17 protein-coding genes are annotated in these 19157 nt (G+C 44.9%); all 17 read left to right on the top strand.

Annotated features, from left to right (window positions below):
- Positions 1-33 precede the first annotated feature (33 nt).
- The 17 genes from U2W12_RS14185 (at position 34) to U2W12_RS14105 (ending at position 19139) form a co-directional block, all read left to right on the top strand.
- On the top strand, positions 34-510 hold the full coding sequence (locus tag U2W12_RS14185; RefSeq protein WP_326501346.1) for an acyltransferase: 477 nt from the start codon (positions 34-36) through the stop codon (positions 508-510).
- A 118-nt stretch (positions 511-628) separates the two neighbouring features.
- A complete protein-coding gene (locus U2W12_RS14180) occupies positions 629-1672 on the top strand; it encodes a Gfo/Idh/MocA family oxidoreductase (RefSeq protein ID WP_326501345.1) in 1044 nt (347 codons plus the stop codon).
- The gene (locus U2W12_RS14175) at positions 1669-2781 is read left to right on the top strand and encodes a DegT/DnrJ/EryC1/StrS family aminotransferase (RefSeq protein WP_326501344.1); all 1113 of its coding nucleotides are present in this window, start codon (positions 1669-1671) and stop codon (positions 2779-2781) included. Before U2W12_RS14180 ends, U2W12_RS14175 begins: the two co-directional genes overlap by 4 nt.
- Positions 2782-2986: 205 nt before the next feature.
- A complete protein-coding gene (locus U2W12_RS14170) occupies positions 2987-4021 on the top strand; it encodes a hypothetical protein (RefSeq protein ID WP_326501343.1) in 1035 nt (344 codons plus the stop codon).
- The gene (locus U2W12_RS14165; protein ID WP_326501342.1) at positions 4018-4950 is read left to right on the top strand and encodes a formyltransferase family protein; all 933 of its coding nucleotides are present in this window, start codon (positions 4018-4020) and stop codon (positions 4948-4950) included. Before U2W12_RS14170 ends, U2W12_RS14165 begins: the two co-directional genes overlap by 4 nt.
- A 75-nt stretch (positions 4951-5025) precedes the next feature.
- Positions 5026-6000 carry an NAD-dependent epimerase/dehydratase family protein gene (locus tag U2W12_RS14160; RefSeq protein WP_326501341.1) on the top strand — a complete coding sequence of 325 codons (975 nt, stop codon included), beginning with the start codon at positions 5026-5028 and terminating at the stop codon, positions 5998-6000.
- Positions 5997-7181 (top strand): DegT/DnrJ/EryC1/StrS family aminotransferase, encoded by a 1185-nt coding sequence (locus U2W12_RS14155; RefSeq protein ID WP_326501340.1) that lies wholly within the window; start codon positions 5997-5999, stop codon positions 7179-7181. Before U2W12_RS14160 ends, U2W12_RS14155 begins: the two co-directional genes overlap by 4 nt.
- Before the next feature lie 184 nt (positions 7182-7365).
- Entirely contained in the window at positions 7366-9087 is a 1722-nt protein-coding gene (locus U2W12_RS14150; protein ID WP_326501339.1) for a lipopolysaccharide biosynthesis protein, read from the top strand.
- A 68-nt stretch (positions 9088-9155) separates the two neighbouring features.
- A complete protein-coding gene (locus tag U2W12_RS14145) occupies positions 9156-9917 on the top strand; it encodes a CpsD/CapB family tyrosine-protein kinase (protein ID WP_326501338.1) in 762 nt (253 codons plus the stop codon).
- 76 nt (positions 9918-9993) lie between these two features.
- The gene (locus tag U2W12_RS14140; RefSeq protein WP_326501337.1) at positions 9994-11049 is read left to right on the top strand and encodes a DUF354 domain-containing protein; all 1056 of its coding nucleotides are present in this window, start codon (positions 9994-9996) and stop codon (positions 11047-11049) included.
- Positions 11050-11078: 29 nt separating this feature from the next.
- Positions 11079-12281 (top strand): UDP-N-acetylglucosamine 2-epimerase (non-hydrolyzing), encoded by a 1203-nt coding sequence (gene wecB, locus U2W12_RS14135; protein ID WP_326501336.1) that lies wholly within the window; start codon positions 11079-11081, stop codon positions 12279-12281.
- Positions 12278-13489, top strand: coding sequence for a glycosyltransferase family 4 protein (locus tag U2W12_RS14130; RefSeq protein WP_326501335.1), 1212 nt, complete (start codon positions 12278-12280; stop codon positions 13487-13489). The genes wecB and U2W12_RS14130 overlap by 4 nt, the downstream gene beginning before the upstream one ends.
- A 316-nt stretch (positions 13490-13805) precedes the next feature.
- Positions 13806-14885 (top strand): glycosyltransferase, encoded by a 1080-nt coding sequence (locus U2W12_RS14125; RefSeq protein WP_326501334.1) that lies wholly within the window; start codon positions 13806-13808, stop codon positions 14883-14885.
- 54 nt (positions 14886-14939) lie between these two features.
- Positions 14940-15755 carry a glycosyltransferase gene (locus U2W12_RS14120; protein ID WP_326501333.1) on the top strand — a complete coding sequence of 272 codons (816 nt, stop codon included), beginning with the start codon at positions 14940-14942 and terminating at the stop codon, positions 15753-15755.
- Positions 15756-15911: 156 nt separating this feature from the next.
- On the top strand, positions 15912-17150 hold the full coding sequence (locus tag U2W12_RS14115; RefSeq protein ID WP_326501332.1) for a hypothetical protein: 1239 nt from the start codon (positions 15912-15914) through the stop codon (positions 17148-17150).
- A 23-nt stretch (positions 17151-17173) separates the two neighbouring features.
- Positions 17174-18112 carry a glycosyltransferase gene (locus U2W12_RS14110; protein ID WP_326501331.1) on the top strand — a complete coding sequence of 313 codons (939 nt, stop codon included), beginning with the start codon at positions 17174-17176 and terminating at the stop codon, positions 18110-18112.
- Positions 18113-18257: 145 nt separating this feature from the next.
- Entirely contained in the window at positions 18258-19139 is an 882-nt protein-coding gene (locus U2W12_RS14105) for a hypothetical protein (RefSeq protein WP_326501330.1), read from the top strand.
- Positions 19140-19157 lie beyond the last annotated feature (18 nt).

Raw genomic sequence — 19157 nt, 5'->3', positions numbered from 1 at the left:
TTTTAGCTTAAGGTCAAGGAATAAGGATAAAAAATGATAAAAGAGAATGTGGTTCTGGGGAAAGATGTAGTCATTTTTCATCCGGATCTTGTGAATTTATATGGTTGCCAAATAGGGCAAGGCTCCAAGATAGGCACTTTTGTAGAAATACAAAAGGGAGCCTCCATTGGGGCTAACTGTAAAATTTCCAGTCACACTTTTATTTGCGAAGGCGTGGATATTGAGGATGGCGTTTTCGTGGGTCATGGCGTCATGTTCATCAATGACACCTATCCAAGAGCTGTTGACGAAGAGGGTAAACTGCAAACGGAGGCCGATTGGCAATTGATTCGAACCCGGATTAAAACCCAGGCTTCGATCGGTAGCAATGCAACTATTCTGTGCGGTATCACGATCGGTGAAAGCGCGTTGATTGGAGCCGGTGCCGTGGTGACCAAGGATGTTCCTGATTATGCGATCGTCGCCGGCAATCCTGCTCGAGTAATCGGGGATGTGCGAAACAAACCATAATGAGTGAGAATCCTTGTTCGGCAATCGATCATAATATCGATTTAAAATGCTAATTCCAAGTGAAGTACTCGTCTAAACGATAAATATAAAGTTTACCATTCCAATTAAGGAGACCATCATGATTAAAATAGGCGTTATTGGATACGGTTATTGGGGACCCAATCTGGTGAGAAATTTTGCCGAAACACCGGGGCTTACCATGGCTGGCGTTGCGGATCTGGATCAGAAAAAACTTGATATCGTTCAGAAACGATACCCGGGCGTAAAAACGACTACGCAATTCCAGGATCTGGTTGAGGACCCATCCATCGACGCTATTGCGGTGGCGACTCCGGTCAGCACGCACTTCGATTTAGGAATGGCAATTCTCAAAGCTGGCAAACATTTGTGGCTCGAAAAGCCCATGGCAGAAACCTCCCAGCAGGCACGCCAGTTGGTTGACGAAGCTGATAAACGAGGTCTTGTATTAATCGTCGATCATACGTTCTGCTATACAGGAGCAGTACGTAAAATGGCCGAGATCATAAAAGGTGATGGTTTTGGGGACGTATTATACTATGACTCTACCCGGATCAATCTCGGTTTGTTTCAGCGGGATGTCAGCGTCATCTCTGACTTGGCCGTGCATGACTTTTCTATACTTGAGTATCTACTGGGTGAGCAACCAATTGCAGTGTCAGCAGTTGGCACCAACCATTTTCCTGGCACACCGGAAAATCTGTCGTACCTGACATTGTTCTATAATTCGGGAATGATTGCGCATGTCAACGTGAACTGGCTGGCGCCGGTGAAAATGCGCCAAATTCTTGTTGGCGGCAGCAAAAAAATGATCACCTACGATGATCTGGAGCCAAGCGAAAAGGTCAGAATTTATGACAAGGGTGTCAGCTTTACCGACGATCCGCAGCAGATTTATGAGATGCGGGTCGGCTACCGCTCCGGGGATATGTGGGCGCCACGGCTAGACGGTACGGAGGCATTACTAGTTGAAGGAAAACATTTCGTGGAGTGTATTGAAAATGGAACGGCACCATCTACTAATGGCCATCTCGGTTTAAGGGTGGTCGAATTAATCGAGGCGGCGACTCGCTCAATGAATGAGCGTGGCCGATCCGTCGAAGTCAATGGGAAAATTATGTATCAAGGCAGGAGAGTAGCATGATACCGTTTGTCGATCTCAAAGCCCAATATACGGGGATTAAGGACGAAGTCAACAAAGCGATCCAAGGCATATTGGATACTTGCCAGTTTACTTTGGGAAGTGAAGTGGCCGCGTTTGAGAATGAATTTGCCGATTATTGTCAGGCCCAGCATGGGATTGGCGTGAACACTGGCACTAGTGCTCTGCATCTTGCCCTTCTTGCGGCCGGAATTGGTCCCAATGATGAGGTGATTACGGTCCCATTTACATTTGTGGCGACCGTGGCGGCGATTTACTATACCGGCGCTAAGCCGGTGTTTGTTGACATCGACCCGCGCACCTTTACTATCGATGTGAAGTCAATCGAAGCCGCAATCACCGACAAAACCAAAGCAATCCTTCCCGTGCACCTGTATGGGCAACCGGCGGACATGGATCCCATTCTTGAAATTGCCAAGAAATATAACTTGATTGTGATAGAAGATGCCGCTCAGGCTCATGGCGCCGAGTACAAAGGGAAAAGGGTAGGAAGTATAGGTGATATGGGCTGTTTTAGTTTTTATCCTGGTAAGAACTTAGGGGCCTATGGTGAAGGTGGCATGGTTGTTACTGATAACGCTGAGTATACCCGTACCATCCGTATGCTTCGTGACTGGGGTGCAGAGCAGAAATACCACCATGTACTCAAGGGCTACAATTTTCGCCTGGAGGGTATTCAAGGAGCGGTCCTCAGGGTGAAACTGCGGCATCTGGAAGCATGGACAGAAGCGCGGCGAACGGTTGCCGTATATTACAATGAGCTGTTGTCCGGTAGCGGCGTCCCAACGCCGAAGGAAATGTCTTATGCTCGACATGTATATCACATTTATGCGATCCGTACTAAACAGCGCAGTCAATGGCAACAGGTCTTGCAAGCTAAAGGTATCCAGACCGGGATCCATTATCCTATCCCAGTACATCTTCTGCCGGCCTATGCCGACTTGGGTTATATAAGGGGAGATTTTCCCCATTCAGAACAGGCGGCTGACGAAGTGCTGTCATTACCCATGTTCCCGGAGTTAACTCGTGCTCAATGTGAAGATGTTTGTGAAGCTATTAGAATGATTGAAGAAAACGAGATAACGGTCTAATCAGTTTAGGTAAAATATTTTTGACATGAAAAAGTTAAAATACCATTGATTTTAATTCAATACGGTGGTTATAGCGAGCCCCCTGATCGTCTCTATTGCTCTTCACGGGTCCAGTACCTCATGGCTCACAGCCAGCAGATATCCGTAGGAACTGAGCGATGAAGGAGTGTAATGCGATATTGATACACTTTGATAATTATTAAGTATGCTAATCGATAAGTTGTACCGCACGGTAAAGTCTCTTGATTTGAATTTGAAAGGGAAGACAGTTCTCACTGAAGCGGCCAGCGGTTCCTACGTGGTGACACCTGTCCTGGCTGCTCTTTCTGGTGCAAGAGTATATGCCTTCACTGAGTCGACTCGCTACGGCACTGTAGATGAGATTTTCAGTCTCACGCGTAAACTTATTGAGGAATGCCATTTCATGGAGTTGGATATCCATTTTGTGGAAGAGCTAACTCCTGAAATCATCGGTAAAGCGGATGTAATTACCAACTCAGGTCATTTGAGGCCGCTTAACGAAGAAAAGCTCAGGCATGCCCAAAATGGGCTGGTGATACCCCTTATGTATGAGGCTTGGGAATGGCGGGATGCCGACATGGACTTAGCGTATATCCGGAAGCGCGGATTCGCACTGGGTGCGACCAATGAGCGGCATCCAGATGTGGATGTGTTCAATTACCTTGGTGATATGGCGCTGAAAATGATTTTTGATGCGGGTTTATGCCCATACAACAATCGATTCATCCTGTTGTGCAACAATGATTTTGGCCCCTATATTGCCAAAGTGTTGGGAAGGAACTGCGCGGGGCTGCTGGTGATTGACGATGACAAGCATCGAGAAAAATACTCGGGTATGCCTGTGGATTGGATGGGCGCTTTCCCTGAAGTTAGCATACCGGAATCCTATCGAGAGGCGGAAGCCATAATCTTTACCGCTTACCCCTTTACTAAGGAATGGATTGGGAATAGTCACCCAGTGAAGCTGGATAGCATTAAAAAACAGCTTCTTGATCCTTATATACTTCGCTATTGTGGGGACCTGTCCTTGGCGGAAATTGAACAATCCGGCGTTCGCTATTTTCCGGCCCAAGTGCACAGCGGCCATATGGGTGTACTACCCTCGGCTGTTGGTTTCGATCCTATCATCCGGTTGCAGGCAGGGGGACTGAAAGCGGCCGAGGCGCTAATAACCGGAAAACATATCTATAACGATGTACAAATAGTTGAACTTATATGACCTACGAAAAAAAGCTGGTAGCTATTGGGCGCTCCCGTTTTCTTTATGACTCTATCAAATATCTAGTTGGCCGTGGTTTCCAGTTCAAAGCTATCATTACTGAAGAAGCATATGAAGAATACGATGTAAAAGCACAGGATTTTGAGGCACTCGCAGCGGAAATCGGGGCTACAATCTTTGTCACAAAAAACGTAATGCAGGAGGAACTTTTTAATCTTCTTCATGAATACGGAATCAGGTTGGCCGTCAGCGTTAACTGGAAATATACTCTTCCGCTAGATTTCCTGAACCGTTTCGAGTGCGGTATCCTGAACTTCCATCTCGGGAATTTGCCTGATTATAAAGGGAATGCCACTGTCAACTGGTCCATCATAAATGGAGAAGACCATATCTATGGTAATATCCACCGTATGGAAGCAGAGTTGGATGTAGGGGACGTTTTATCTCGTAAGTCGATTCCCATCACGTCTGAAACGTATGTGGGAGATATCCTGAAACAGGCTGAAAAAGAAGCTCCTGCGCTCTTTGAGATAGCGATTGAAACAGCTATGTCTCAGCCGGGTTTTTATATGGTTAAAGGGTTGAAACAGGGACTTAGATGCTATCCGCGTCTTCCAGAGGACAATCAAATTAACTGGCAGGAAAGCATCGAAACCATTTGCAGACTGATACGAGCTTCATCCCGCCCATATCAGGGAGCCTTCAGTAATCTCGACGGAAAGAAAGTGATCATCTGGAAGGCGAATAAGTTAATTCCAACTGAAAAATACCTTGCTATCCCTGGCCATGTTGTCGCGTTGAACAAAGATACTAACACTGTATGGGTGGCCTGTAGGGACGGCTTTCTTGAGGTGTTGGAGATTGAGGTTGATGGTAGGGTAATGGCGCCTTTTGATTACATAAAAAGTATCAGGACAAGGTTTAAATAAACTTAAGATATAGAAACTAACTTCGAGAAACGCATCGTCCGCATCATTACGGATAACAGAAATAATTAGGAGCTTATGGATATTAAAGATTCGAACATACTGGTGACAGGGGGCTGCGGTCTGATCGGCTCCACAACCATAGATTTGTTGCTGAAGGACTATTCACCCGCAAGGATCGTCATTCTTGATGATTTAAGTCGGGGAACGCTGGCCAATGTTGAAGCAGCTTTAAAAGATCCCCGTGTGACGCTGGTGCAAGAAGACATTCGTGACGTGAAGGCCGTGCAAAGAGCGATGCAGGGTATTGATGCGTTAATCCATATGGCAGCATTGCGCATTACCGCCTGCGCGGCGAATCCGAGCGAGGCAATGGGTGTAATGTGTGATGGTAGCTTCCATGTAGTAGAGGCCGCGCAGATTGCTGGTGTAAAAAAGGTAGTGGCGGCATCTTCGGCGTCGATCTATGGTCTGGCCGATACCTTTCCTACGCGAGAGGACCATCACCCTTACAACAACCGCACCTGGTACGGCGCCAGCAAAATTATGTTGGAAGGGTTGCTGCGTTCGTTCAATGATATGTATGGACTGCCCTACGTGGCGTTGCGCTATTTTAACGTTTATGGTCCACGTATGGATATTCATGGTAAATATACCGAAGTCCTGATTCGTTGGATGGAACGTATAGCTGCAGGGCAGCCACCTCTGATCCTTGGAGATGGTACCCAAACCATGGATTTCGTCTATATCGAAGACGTCGCCCGATCAAATATCTTGGCCCTACAATCTGATGTGAGTGATGAGGTTTTCAATGTCGCCAGCGGCTCTGAGACCAGCCTAAACGAGTTGGCCGCGGCGTTGCTTAACGTGATGAGTTCCGATTTACAGCCGGAATATGGCCCTGAACGTACAGTAAATCCTGTATCGCGGCGTCTAGCTGACACATCCAAAGCAGGGCGATTGCTTGGTTTTCAAGCGCAGGTTGGCTTGGAAGATGGGCTTTCGCAGCTGGTCGACTGGTGGCGCATGAACAAGACGGCGGTGCAATCATGATCCCTATTACCAAGCCGATGTTAGGCGAGAATGAGGCTGAGGCGGCACGGCGCGTCATTTTGAGTGGCTGGACTAGTCAGGGCCCAGAAGTTGTCGCATTCGAGAGGGAATTTGCTGAATATGTAGGAGCGCCGCATGCATGTGCAGTATCCAGTTGTACCACGGCTTTGCATTTGGCGCTGCTGGCAGTGGGCGTTCTGCCTGGAGACGAAGTCATTACCGTCAGCCATTCATTTATAGCCACTGCTAACGTGATCCGCTATTGCGGCGCCACGCCGGTATTCGTTGACATTGAGCCTGATACGTTTAACCTCGATCCCACCCAGCTCGAAAGTGCCGTGACGGATCGTACCCGCGCGATTTTGTGTGTTCATCAGATAGGCATGCCCTGCGATCTTGCAGAGATCATTGAAATTGCGCGCCGTCATTCATTACCCGTCGTTGAGGACGCTGCTTGCGCCATTGGTAGCGAAATTTTTTGGCAGGGGCAATGGGAAAAAATCGGCAAGCCGCAAGGTGATGTTGCCTGCTTTTCGTTTCATCCGCGTAAAGTGATAAGTACTGGCGACGGTGGAATGATCACCACAGCGAACCCTGAATGGGATGCCAAGTTCAGGTTGTTACGTCAACATGGCATGAGTGTCCCTGATACCGTGCGTCATGGTTCCAGCCAAGTGATCTTCGAATCCTATCCGATCGTTGGCTACAATTACCGTATGACTGATATCCAAGCTGCCGTAGGCAGGGAGCAACTTAAGCGTCTACCGGGGATTGTCGAGAAGCGTAGGGATTTAGCTGCCCGCTACAAGAAACTTCTCGCAGAGATACCAGGTGTCGGTTTACCCGTAGAGCCGGACTGGGCGCGCAGTACCTGGCAAAGTTTTTGTGTTCGTCTACCATTAGGAAAAGACCAGAGGCGTGTTATGCAGTCAATGCTGGATGCAGGAATAGCGACACGTCGGGGAATAATGTGTTCACATCGGGAGGACGCTTATCCAGTTGATTCATGGTCTTGTGCCGGTAGAAACCAGGAATGCAGTTGTGCCGTTGGCTTCTGCCGGAAACTTAGGCACAGCCAAGAGGCACAGGAGAAAACGATTATCCTGCCGTTGTTCCCACAAATGGATATTGAACAGCAAGATTATGTAGTAAAGTCCTTGTTTGGTGCCTTGCGTGATTAATAAAGATACTTGCAAAGCCAAAAGGAGGCTTCGGCAGCGTTCTCCTGAGCGTTGCCGAAGGGCTCGTTACGAACGGAAAATAAAGGAATGAATTCAGAGAAATCACTGTATTCCCTGAGTCTGTGGAAGCGGAGTTATCAGGAGTTTAGTAAGTGTCTTAATAGGATATCCATTTTCAAGCGCTATGCAACAATATACTAAAACATTAGCTGATTATCTTGATCTTGCAAAACGGCGTAAGTATTACATTGTAGCTACTTGGCTGCTTGTCAGCTTAATATCCCTAATTGTTGCATATAATCTACCCAAAATTTATCGCTCAACGGCAACGATGTTGATTGAAGCGCCAATTCCAACAGCACTACCCGATTCGGCAGTATCTCAATATGCAGATGAACGGATTCAATCAATTTACCAAAGAGTCATGACGACCGAAAATGTGCTTTCGATTATTGAGTCGACTGGCCTTTATAGCGATATCAAGAATGGCTCTACGAAAAATGAACTAGCGAATTTGTTCAAGGGTAACGCTGAAGTTAAGTTAGCCACTGCTACTCTTGCTTCTAAAACTAATTCTGGAACAGCTGAGCTTGCCTTTGATATTTCGTTTAGCCATGGCGAAGCAATTAAGGCAAAAGAGGTTGCGAGTAAGCTAGCCACTTTATTCATCGAGCAAAATGATAAGGCCCGTACACAGCGCGCTATTAAGGCGACTGATTTCCTCATGGAGGAATCGGATAAGCTAAATCGAGAGCTTCAGGAAATTGACCACAAAATTGCAATATTCAAGGAGCAAAATAATTACAGTTTGCCGGAGCAAGCGGAAGTCAATATGGCTGCGATAGACCGAGCTGAGAACGAACTGAGAGATACCGAACATCAGATCCGCGCCACGAAGGAAAGGATTGCTTTTTTAACAGCGGAGTTGGCAAGAGCACAACAAGAACTACCTGGTAGGCTTGATGACAAAGTGCCGCAAAGCCGGGATGATGCCCTAAGAATCTTGCGTGCGCAATACTTTCGAATTTCCAGCATTTATTCCCCTTCACATCCGTCTGTGGTCCGCCTAAAACGAGAAATAAAGGCTTTGGATCCCACCTTTGAAGGGCAACCAGTCGATGAAGACGTTCTTAACCAGTTGGCGGAGGCGAGGCGCGAACTGAAAATACTGGAAGAAACATATGCAGGTAATCACCCGGATATATCTAAACGGAAAAAACAAATAGAAAGGCTGGAACAACAATTAACAAATACGCCGCCGCGTTTGCAGGAAGAACAGAAGGAGACGGCTATTTATTCCACTAATCCGGCTTACCTGGGGGTACAAGAACAATATAAAAGCAGTCAATCAGAACTTGAGTCATTGATTCAGAAACAGGATTATTTGAAAGCGAAACTTGAAAAATTGCAAAAAATCCTCTCGCAGGCGCCTGAGGTTGAAATGGCTTATACAGATTTGATAAGAGAGCGAGATAGTATCATTAAGAAATACACACAGCTCAAAGAAAAATGGTTGGATGCAAAACTTGTTCAAACATTGGAAGAGCAGCAGCAAGGACAAACACTTACCCTCATCGAGCAGCCTCTTATCCCTACACATCCAGAAAAAGCGGTTAGAAGAAAAGTGGCCATTGGCGGGTTTTTTATGGGAATCATCGCGGGTTTTGGGGTTGCTTTCTTTGTCGAATTTCTAGATCCCGGAGTTAGGGGGTACCGGGCAATTAGCGAAGTCACCGGGCTTATGCCTCTTGTTGTGGTTCCTTACATAGAGGCACCTTCAGACTTGGAAGAGCGTCTTGTTAAGCAGCGTCAAATGAAGAAGATTATAGTCTGGACTAGCGCAGCTTTCATCCTATTGGCTAGCATAGTAATGGGCATTGTTTTTCTTCCATTAGTGAAAACATGAATCCAAACTCAGGGAAAATATAATATGATGATAATCGCGCAGTTTTGTACTTTTTTGGCGGACAGTCAATGAATAGTGGTGCTAACGGACGCCAGAACTACTCGACCCGATACACACAAACTCAAACGGCCATTATTGATCCGGATGTGCTGCGTAATAATCGAGTTATTATGGGACTCTACAACGATCCAAGAGCAGATATCTTTCGTGTACTCCGGACTAATATCCTCAGGCAGCTTCGGGAAAATAACTGGAACAGCTTTGCAATAACAAGTGCGACGCCTGGCGCAGGAAAAACTTTCATATCCGTAAATCTCGCGATTGCGATAGCGATGGAGGGAAATCAAAGTGTTCTCCTTATTGATGCCGATCTCAGGCGTCCCAACGTGGGCCAATATCTTGGTCTCCAATGTAAATACGGCTTTGTCGATTATTTGGCGGGGGGTACTCCTCTAGAAAATATATTGATAAATCCAGGCATAGAAAATCTAGTTTTACTGCCGGGAAAAGACTCAAATATCAATTATTCGGAATTAATTTCTTCCAAAATAATGGCTAATCTTATCAAAGAAATTAAATCGCGATATGAATCGCGAATCATTATCTTCGATATTCCCCCGATTTTTGTAGCAGATGATGCATTGTTGCTTATGCCCTATGTCGATGCTGGTCTACTTGTTGTAGAGGATGGAAAGAATACTTCAGATGAGCTTCAACAAGCTATGTACATTCTAGAACAGACAAACCTGCTTGGTTTAGTTCTGAACAAGGCTAGGCAACCGCTTCCCATATACCATTATGGATATGTATCAGAGTCTAGCAAGTATTGACAGCCGGTTTTGGCTTAAGAACAGCATGATTAAGAATGGACCTGCTACTATTTTTTAACATACATTTTATCCTTTCATGAAAATCTGGATTGATCTTGACAATACGCCGCACGTGCCTTTTTTCAAACCTATCATAAGGGAATTGGAAAAGCAGGGTCATAATGTGATATTGACGGCACGTGATGCTTTTCAAGTATGTGAGTTGGCTAATCTGGTTGGATTATCCTATAAAAAAGTAGGCAGGCATTATGGCAAGAACCCAATTATGAAAGTGATAGGTCTCTGCTTGCGCAGCTTGCAATTCTTGCCATTAATCATGGGTGAAAAGCCAATGTTGGGTCTATCTCACGGCTCTAGGTCACAAATTCTCTTATGTAACCTACTACGTATCCCGACCGTGATGATCATGGACTATGAACACGCTCGAACCCCATTATTGTTACAGCCACGATGGGAAATTATTCCTGCCGCGCTTTCTACTGAGAACGTTCAATGTAAAAAGAAAGAGAGAATATTCAGTTACGAGGGTATAAAAGAAGACGTGTATGCTCCCGAGTTCAAACCTGATGAAAGTATTGTTGCCGAACTTAATCTTAACGATGATGATATAGTGGTTACTGTTAGGCCTCCAGCGAATGAAGCACACTATCACAATCCAGAAAGCGATGCTCTTTTTATTTCGTTCATGACAAGAGTTTGCGCTACAAAAGGAGTTAAGGCGATCCTCTTGCCACGGAATAAATTACAGGAATCCCAATTAAGAAGCGATTGGCCTCAGTGGTTTAATAACTCCAAGGTGACTGTGCCTAAGCGAGCAGTTAATGGCCTCAATCTGCTTTGGCATTCTGATCTGGTGGTAAGTGGTGGTGGAACAATGAATCGTGAGGCGGCTGCTTTAGGTGTTCCAGTTTACAGCATATTTCGTGGCAAAAGCGGTGCTGTTGATCGGCAACTTCAAAACGAAGGAAGGCTCATATTAATTGAAAATGTGGATGAAGTTAATAACAAAATACTACTTCAGCGGCGTAGCAAAGGTACAAATCCAGTTAAGTTGAGTTCTCAAAAAACCCTCCAAATGATAATGGCGCACATTGAGGCGATAATGATGAAAGAATATCCTCGTAGAACTTAATTTGAAAACATATTAAACTGAAAGAAATTATGAGCAAAAAACTTAAATTTTTCATTATTGCTGGTGCTCGACCTAACTTTATGAAAGTGGCTCCTATTATTCAGCAAATACGAAGTTATTCTTCTGATGCCGCTAACCATGGAACGGAGTTGGAGTATCGACTGATCCATACCGGCCAGCATTACGATGAAAAAATGTCGGATATTTTTTTTGCTGACCTTGGTATTCCCGAGCCAGACATCAATCTGGCTGTAGGCTCCGGATCGCATGCAGTGCAGACCGCCAATATTATGACGAAATTTGAGCCCATTTGCGAACAGGAGAAACCAGACTGGGTGGTAGTCGTTGGAGATGTTAACTCAACCATGGCATGCACCTTAGTTTGTTCGAAGCTTGGAATCAAGGTGGCGCACGTGGAGGCTGGTTTACGTAGCTTTGATCGCAGCATGCCCGAGGAGGTAAACCGGCTCGTCACGGATGCATTGGCGGATCTGTTGCTAACGCCTTCGGCTGACGCTAATGATAATTTAAAACGAGAAGGGATTCCAGAAACAAAGATAAAACTTGTCGGCAATGTAATGATTGATTCGCTAGTGGCAAATCTTGAGAAAGCTCGGGCCAGCTCAATTCTAAGCCGGCTTGAATTAGAAAAGAAGAAATTTATATTTGTAACTCTTCACCGGCCTTCCAATGTGGATAATCAAACTGGTTTGTTTTCAGTTATTAAAGTGTTAGGGCTCATCGCTAAAGACATGCCTGTCGTGTTTCCAATGCACCCTAGGACACGCAAAATGTGCGAACAATTTAACATTCTATTGGATGGGGTAAAAGGACTACGGATTGTGGAGCCGCTCAGCTATCACGATTCCCTGTGTCTAACAGAGTCTGCGCGATTTATTCTCACAGATTCCGGTGGACTACAGGAGGAGAGTACCTACTTCAAAACTCCCTGCTTAACCCTCAGGCCAAACACAGAGAGGCCCGTCACTATTGAAGTGGGCACGAATAAACTTACAACCCTTGATCAATTGTTGCCTGACATTGAGGAGATCCTGCAAGAGCGACGTCCGGCTGGGCAAATACCCAAGTACTGGGATGGTCGGGCTGCGCAACGTGTTTTAAACGCCCTGTTAGAGAATAGTGGACTTGAAAACGGGAATCCGGGCAATTTGGGGCAGTATCCTTCGGTCGGCAAGAGCATTGATCCACTCCCTTTCTGCGTAAAGAAATGAAGATCCTCGTCTTCGTCCATCAACTTGACATAGGCGGCACCCTGGTGAACTCTATAGAGCTCGCTGCGGCGCTCCGCGATTTCCATGGTTGCGACGTGGTTTTTTTTGCGACACCGGGGCCGATGGTCCGACTGATTGTGGAGAAAGGCCTGCGATTTCTACCCGCACCCACAGCACCCTTCTTTCCATCGCCTGCACGGATGAGCGCCTTACGTGACGCTGTGCGACGTGAACGCCCCGATCTCATCCATGTATGGGAGTTGTGGCCGTGCGTCGATACTTTCTACGCCGTGCATCTGCCGATGCGCATTCCGATGCTCGTAACCGACATGCAAATGAATGTAACCCGTCTGCTGCCTAAGGGGCTGCCAACGACGTTCGGGATCCCAGAACTCGTGGATAAGGCAAAGGCCATGAGCTATCGGCGAGTAGAACTTTTGCTACCCCCGGTCGACGTTAACGTAAATGCGCCGGGTGTTGTAGATCCAACTAAGTTCCGCAGGGAGTATGGTATCAGGGACAGCGACATTACGCTAGTGACGGTCTCCCGGCTCGTTGAGGAAATGAAGAGCGAGAGCTTATTTCGGACGATCAGTGCGGTCCGCACGCTAGGCCGCGACCTACCGCTACGATTTGTGATCGTAGGAGACGGCACGGCGCGTGCTAAGCTTGAACGGCTAGCAGATGAGATCAACGACGAGTTGGGGCGACCTGCAGTGGTGTTAGCGGGGGCGCGTCTTGACCCCCGGCCGGCATATGCCTCAGCCGATATCGTCGTCGGCATGGGAGGGTCCGCCCTACGTGGGATGGCATTCGGCAAGCCGGTCATCATAGTTGGAGAGCAGGGGTTCTCCGCTCCGCTCACCCCGCAGACGGCTGAATCCTTCTATTACAAGGGTATCTTCGGTCGGGGCAACGGTCATCCTAGCAACGCACGTCTCGTTGAAGACATCCGCTGGCTTGCGGAGCATCCCGACGACCAGCTCGTGGCGCTCGGGCAATTCTCACGGCAGTTCGTTCAGCGAAGTTTTTCTCTAGAAGAGGTAGCTTCCCGCCTCGCTGAGTTCTGTCGCGCCGCTGTGGCTGATATGCCACGACTTCACGAGACGGCCTTTGACGGACTTAGAACTGCTGCCGTGTATTTGAGAGAAAGAAAATTCTTTATGCGCTCTAGCCCTCCGGAGCCAACGGAGATAGTGGAAAGGTAAGGCAGTAGTGGCCCAGGTTGATGGGGCGCTTGGTTTTGTGGCGTTTTTGCAAAGTGAAGCTGCGTGCCGACATAGCTGAGATCTTAAGTCGATCGGCAAAGAACCAAAGGTTGTGGGATACGTAAGGTATTCAGTGATTGTCTTGTTTGTGATTATCCATGAGAACGCTCGAAACCATACATTAATGAAGTGCCGATCTGCGACGCCGCTTATGGGCTGTGACCAGTTTGAGGAATATTCACCGGCGGGATTCTATCGACGGCGGCACGAAGCAATAGCTCTTAGGTAACACAGACTTTCGGACAAGAGAAAAAATATGACTACTCCAATAGTTTCAGTTGTGATGAGTGTTTTTAATGGCGACAGCTTCCTGCGCGAAGCCGTCGAGAGCATTCTCAACCAAAGCTTTCGGGAGTTCGAGTTCACCATCATTGATGACGGCTCGACCGATTCCTCTTCCGCGATTCTTGATTCTTACCAAAGAAATGATCCACGCGTGCGAGTTTACCACCAGGAAAATAGGGGTTTGGTTGAATCTCTGAACCGCGGCTGCGGGCTCGCACGAGGCAAGTACATTGCACGGATGGATGCCGATGACATCTCTTTTAAAAACCGCCTGTTGTGGCAGGTTGAGTTCATGGAAAGACATCCAGAGGTCGGCGTTCTTGGCGGTGCTACCGAGATCATCAACGCGACGGGTAAGTTGTTGACACCCGACACTAATGTTGTCGATGATTACGAGATCAAGTCAGGCCTCTTACGAGGCGAATGTCCGTTGGTGCATCCGACCGTTCTCATGCGAACAGACGTTTACCTTTCGGTGGGGGGATACAGGAAGGTCGCTGTCGACGCTGAAGACTTCGATCTGTGGTTGAGGTTCGCTGAGCATTGCAAATTGGCTAACCTTGATGCGCCGGTACTCAAGTATAGGCGCCATCAGTGCCAAGTATCCGTGCGTAAGTTTAGACAGCAGGCTCTTAGCAATCTTGGTGCCAGGGCTGCAGCGTTGTTAAGAAGAAGTGGAAAATCGGATCCATTAGACTCGGTCGAAGAGATTACGCCAAAGGTATTAAGCGAACTTGGTGTCACAGAGAGTATGCAGCAGGCTTCTGTGGCTAGGGCATATCTCACGAGCATTCGTAGTATGTGCGACGCTACTGAATACGAGGTTGCTTCAGACTTGCTGCTTGAGATGCTACATTCCCTTGACTGGAAACATGTTAAGTTACATATAGTCGCTGAGTACCGTTTCCTGACAGCACGGCTATACTGGTGTCAAGGAAAATTTCTGAGGAGTATCCTGAACGCTGGGCACGCATTAATCACGCGCCCGATTATTTTAGCTCGTCCTCTTAAGCCATTGCTCCGCTGGTTTAGAAGGCAACTGGCGGATTAATATCCGAAGGAGCCTAGACACTTGCGATTAACCCATGAAGAGGAAAAGTGATTTATGAATTCTAAAATTCCAAAACGCATCATCCAGGTATGGGGAGGGAGTCTCGATTTGCCTTTGTTTTCAAAAGCATCTGCCGAAAATATAAAACTACTCAATCCTGAATTTGAATATCTGTTTTTTAATGACGAAAGTATGGAAAATTTTATTAACGAACATTTTCCAGAATACCGAAGCGTATTTGATTCGTTCCGTTTTCCTATCCAGCGATTTGATTTCTTTAGGTATTTGGCGGTTTATCGCCTTGGTGGTTTTTACTTCGACATGGATATTTTCCTCGCGTCAAATCTATCGGAACTATTGAACTGTGAGTGTGTATTTCCATTTGAAGAATTGACAATTAATGGTTTTCTGCGACAGGAGTATGGTATGGACTGGGAAGTTGGTAACTATGCATTTGGCGCGACTGCAGGGCATCCATTTATCCATGCAATTATTAAGAACTGCATACGAGCCCAAGAAGACATGAAGTGGACACAAGCGATCATGAGGCCGATTCCAAAATTGTTTCGTGAAGAGTACCTCGTTTTTTACACCAGTGGACCAGGCTTAGTTTCCAGAACCTTGGCAGAGTATCCCGATGCAGCTACGCAGGTCAAAGTCCTCTTCCCAGAAAATGTATGCGATTCCAAATATTGGAACCATTTTGGAAAATTTGGAGTTCATGTCGCTCAAGGTAACTGGCGAAAGAAACAAAGTATCTTGAGAAGATGGTTAATCTATGCATGGGAATCTTGGGAAAGAAAAAAGACGCTTAAGGAGGCCCTGGAACTAGGTGGGATCAGGTCATTGAGGTTTAATTTGAAAACATGAAGATTTATTTAAGAAAGGACTCAATTAACTGGCTAATGGAGTGTTAGGTTTATCTTGCACACCAAAAGTTGTTATGAAGTTACAATGCCACACGATTCTTAACATAAATGGTATTTGGATTTATTTAATGATTGGCATTCTTTATGAATTAGCAAAGTGAAAAATATATCTGGATTATCTTATATGCCTCCAGTAGATAAGTTTCAAATTGAAAGTATAAAAACTATTACACTTAAACTTCTTGATTATTGCAACAAAAATAATTGGGCGGGTTATGACCCTTATGACGCTCTAAACAGCAGAATATTCGAGTTCTTACCTTTTCTCAATTTCAGGATTCCACGACTTGTTCTTACCCAGCTTCTGAAGAGGTGTCCATTCAATCTGAGGCCGCTATTACAGATACCCAAGACACATAACCCTAAAGCACTTGGGCTATTCTTGATGTCGTTCATCAAGCTTTCAAAGCTCGGGCTTCTCGTCCAAGAAGACCTTATTACTAAGATGGTTGATGAACTAATAGCCCATCGGTCACAAGACAGTTCATATTGGTGCTGGGGTTATAGCTTCCCATGGCAGACGCGAACAATACTAGTTCCAAAGGGTGCGCCAAATTTAGTTTGTACGGTTTTTGTGGCGAATGCGTTATTAGATACTTTTGAGTTTAATAATGACAAAAGATGCCTTGAGATGGCTATCAGTGCGGGAGATTATATTCTGGCTGAACTGTATCGACATGAAGATGATGGGAAAGTTTATTTTTCTTATCCATTTCCTACTATGCGAATACCTGTCCATAATGCCAACTTACTAGCTGCAGCGCTGCTAACGAGATTAAGCCGATATACTAAGGAAAAGAACTTTTTAGGTCCTGCCATTGAGGCTGCAAGATATTCCGCCTCCATGCAACATAATGATGGCTCATGGGATTACGGAGAGTCACCAAAATATAGATGGATTGATAATTTTCATACGGGTTATAACCTTTGTGCACTAAAAACGTTGAGTAAGTGTATCCAGTCAACAGAATTTGACAAGAGTACACGTCAAGGGTTTGATTTTTTTTGCAATCATTTTTTTAGAGATGATAATGCGCCTAAATATTTTCACGATAAAGTCTATCCAATTGATATTCATAGCGTAGCTCAGAGCATTATTACACTGATAGACTTTAAACAGTACAATGAAAATAACTTAAGATTAGCATATTTTGTATGCGAATGGGCCATTGAGCAAATGTGGAATGAAAAATCCGGTTATTTTTATTTTGTGGATCTTCCTTTTTGGAAAAATAAAATTTCCTATATGAGATGGTCTCAAGCTTGGATGCTGCTGGCGCTAACCTATTTACTTGAAGACAGTTATCAAGCATATATTTCCGAACAAGTAATATAAGTTTTATTTGAAGAGAAAATTTCATGAAAAATAATCAGGTAGTATCTGGATTTGTGGCGGATCCTATATTAGCCAAAAATCTGCCCACTTATGTTATTGTAACTCCAGCTCGAAATGAGGCTGATTTTATAGAGCTGACGATTAAGTCAATGATCTCTCAAACAGTTTTGCCATTAATGTGGATGATTATAAGTGATGGATCTACTGATGGAACCGATGAGATTATTGAAAAATATTTAATTACTCACGATTGGATAAAGCTATCGCGAATGGAAGAACGAACTGAGAGGAATTTTGCAGGAAAAGCATACTCATTTAATGCTGGATATGAACTTACAAAATCATTGGATTTCGAAATCATTGGTAATGTTGATGCAGACATATCCTTTGAGCAAGATCATTTTGAATTACTACTCACAAAATTTAAGGAAAACCCTCGTTTAGGTGTAGCTGGAACGGCATTCATAGAAGATTCAAAAGTGGCTTACGACTACGAGATTGTGAACATTGATCATGTGTCGGGGCAATGCCAACTCTTCAGGCGTAAATGCTTTGATCAAATGGGAGGCTATGTTCCAATCAAGGGAGGAGGAGTTGACTGGGTAGCAGTGACAACAGCTCGGATGAAGGGTTGGGAGACCAGAACGTTTACAGAACGGGCGTTTGTTCATCATAGAATCATGGGTACAGGTATGAGTGGTATTCTGAAGTCACGCTTCAGATTTGGTAAACAAGATTATTATTTGGGTGGACATCCGCTTTGGGAGTTATTTAGGGCGGTTTACCAAATGAAAAAAAAGCCATATTTTCTTGGTGGTCTTTATATACTTGCTGGTTATATTTGGGCAAAAATATCCGGTGTTGAGAAAGCTGTTTCGAAAGAACTCGAAGGTTTTCGTAGACAGGAGCAGATGAGCAGACTCAATAACTTTTTTAAAAAATTTGTGTTCATTAGTAGATAGGCTTCATAGTAAATCGATGTTAGTTAATCAGTTATCAAAAAGGGTAAAATTATAGTGTTCGAGTTTTCAACTTTTCCGAAATGTACAGCCTTTAGAATTCTTTCTAAGAAGAAGTTATTTCTTCATTTATACAAATAGCTTGAAAATGACAATTAGTAAAAATCCAACACTCATTGAAAATAAAGAAATTGTTGTTACAAGCAGTTTGGTTAAAACTGTTAAATTAAGAGCAGAGTACTATGAATGGGTAAACGATCTTAAGCAATTCACAGAGGACCTTAAATCGCAGAATTTGAACGCAGATTTATTCACTTTTCTACAGGCTATCCATTCGACTGAATTGTTTCCCGAACTTCATTTTGAAATTGATAGCATTTCAGTGTTGCCAATAACTACTTATGAGACTTGGTGGAAAAGTCAGATAAATGATAAAACTCGTAATATGATACGTCGAGCACAAAAAAGTGGTGTGGTACTCCGTGAAGTCGAATTTAATGATCAATTAATTAAGGGCATTAAAGAAATTTACGATGAATCCCCGCTGCGTCAAGGAAAGGCTTTCAAGCATTATGGAAAAAATTTAGATGTCCTGAGAAACGACCATATTTCATTTTTGGATCGAAGTCAGTTTATAGGTGCTTTTTACGAAGATAAACTTATTGGTTTTATCAAGTTAGTTCATGGTGATGGTATCTCTCATTTGATGCAAATTATTTCAATGATAGAACATCGTAATAAAGCGCCAACCAATGCTTTAATTTCCGAAGCCGTTCAAATCTGCGCACAGAAGGGTGTACCTTATCTTCATTACGGAATTTGGAGCAGGCATGGCTTAGGAGATTTTAAGAGACACCATGCTTTTGAGCGGCTAGATCTCAAACGTTTTTATATTCCTCTGAGCCTTAAGGGTCAAATTACTTTGGCACTCAGTTTACACCGCCCTGTAAAAGAACTGTTGCCGGAATCATGGCTAAATTTTATTCTAGATATTAGGCGTAAATGGAATCAGTTTAAATATAACCGGTAAAATATTTTATCACTCGGG

The organism is Methylomicrobium sp. Wu6, assembly GCF_035916875.1.
Classification (GTDB): domain Bacteria; phylum Pseudomonadota; class Gammaproteobacteria; order Methylococcales; family Methylomonadaceae; genus Methylomicrobium.
This window is presented reverse-complemented; position numbering and strand designations above follow the sequence as displayed.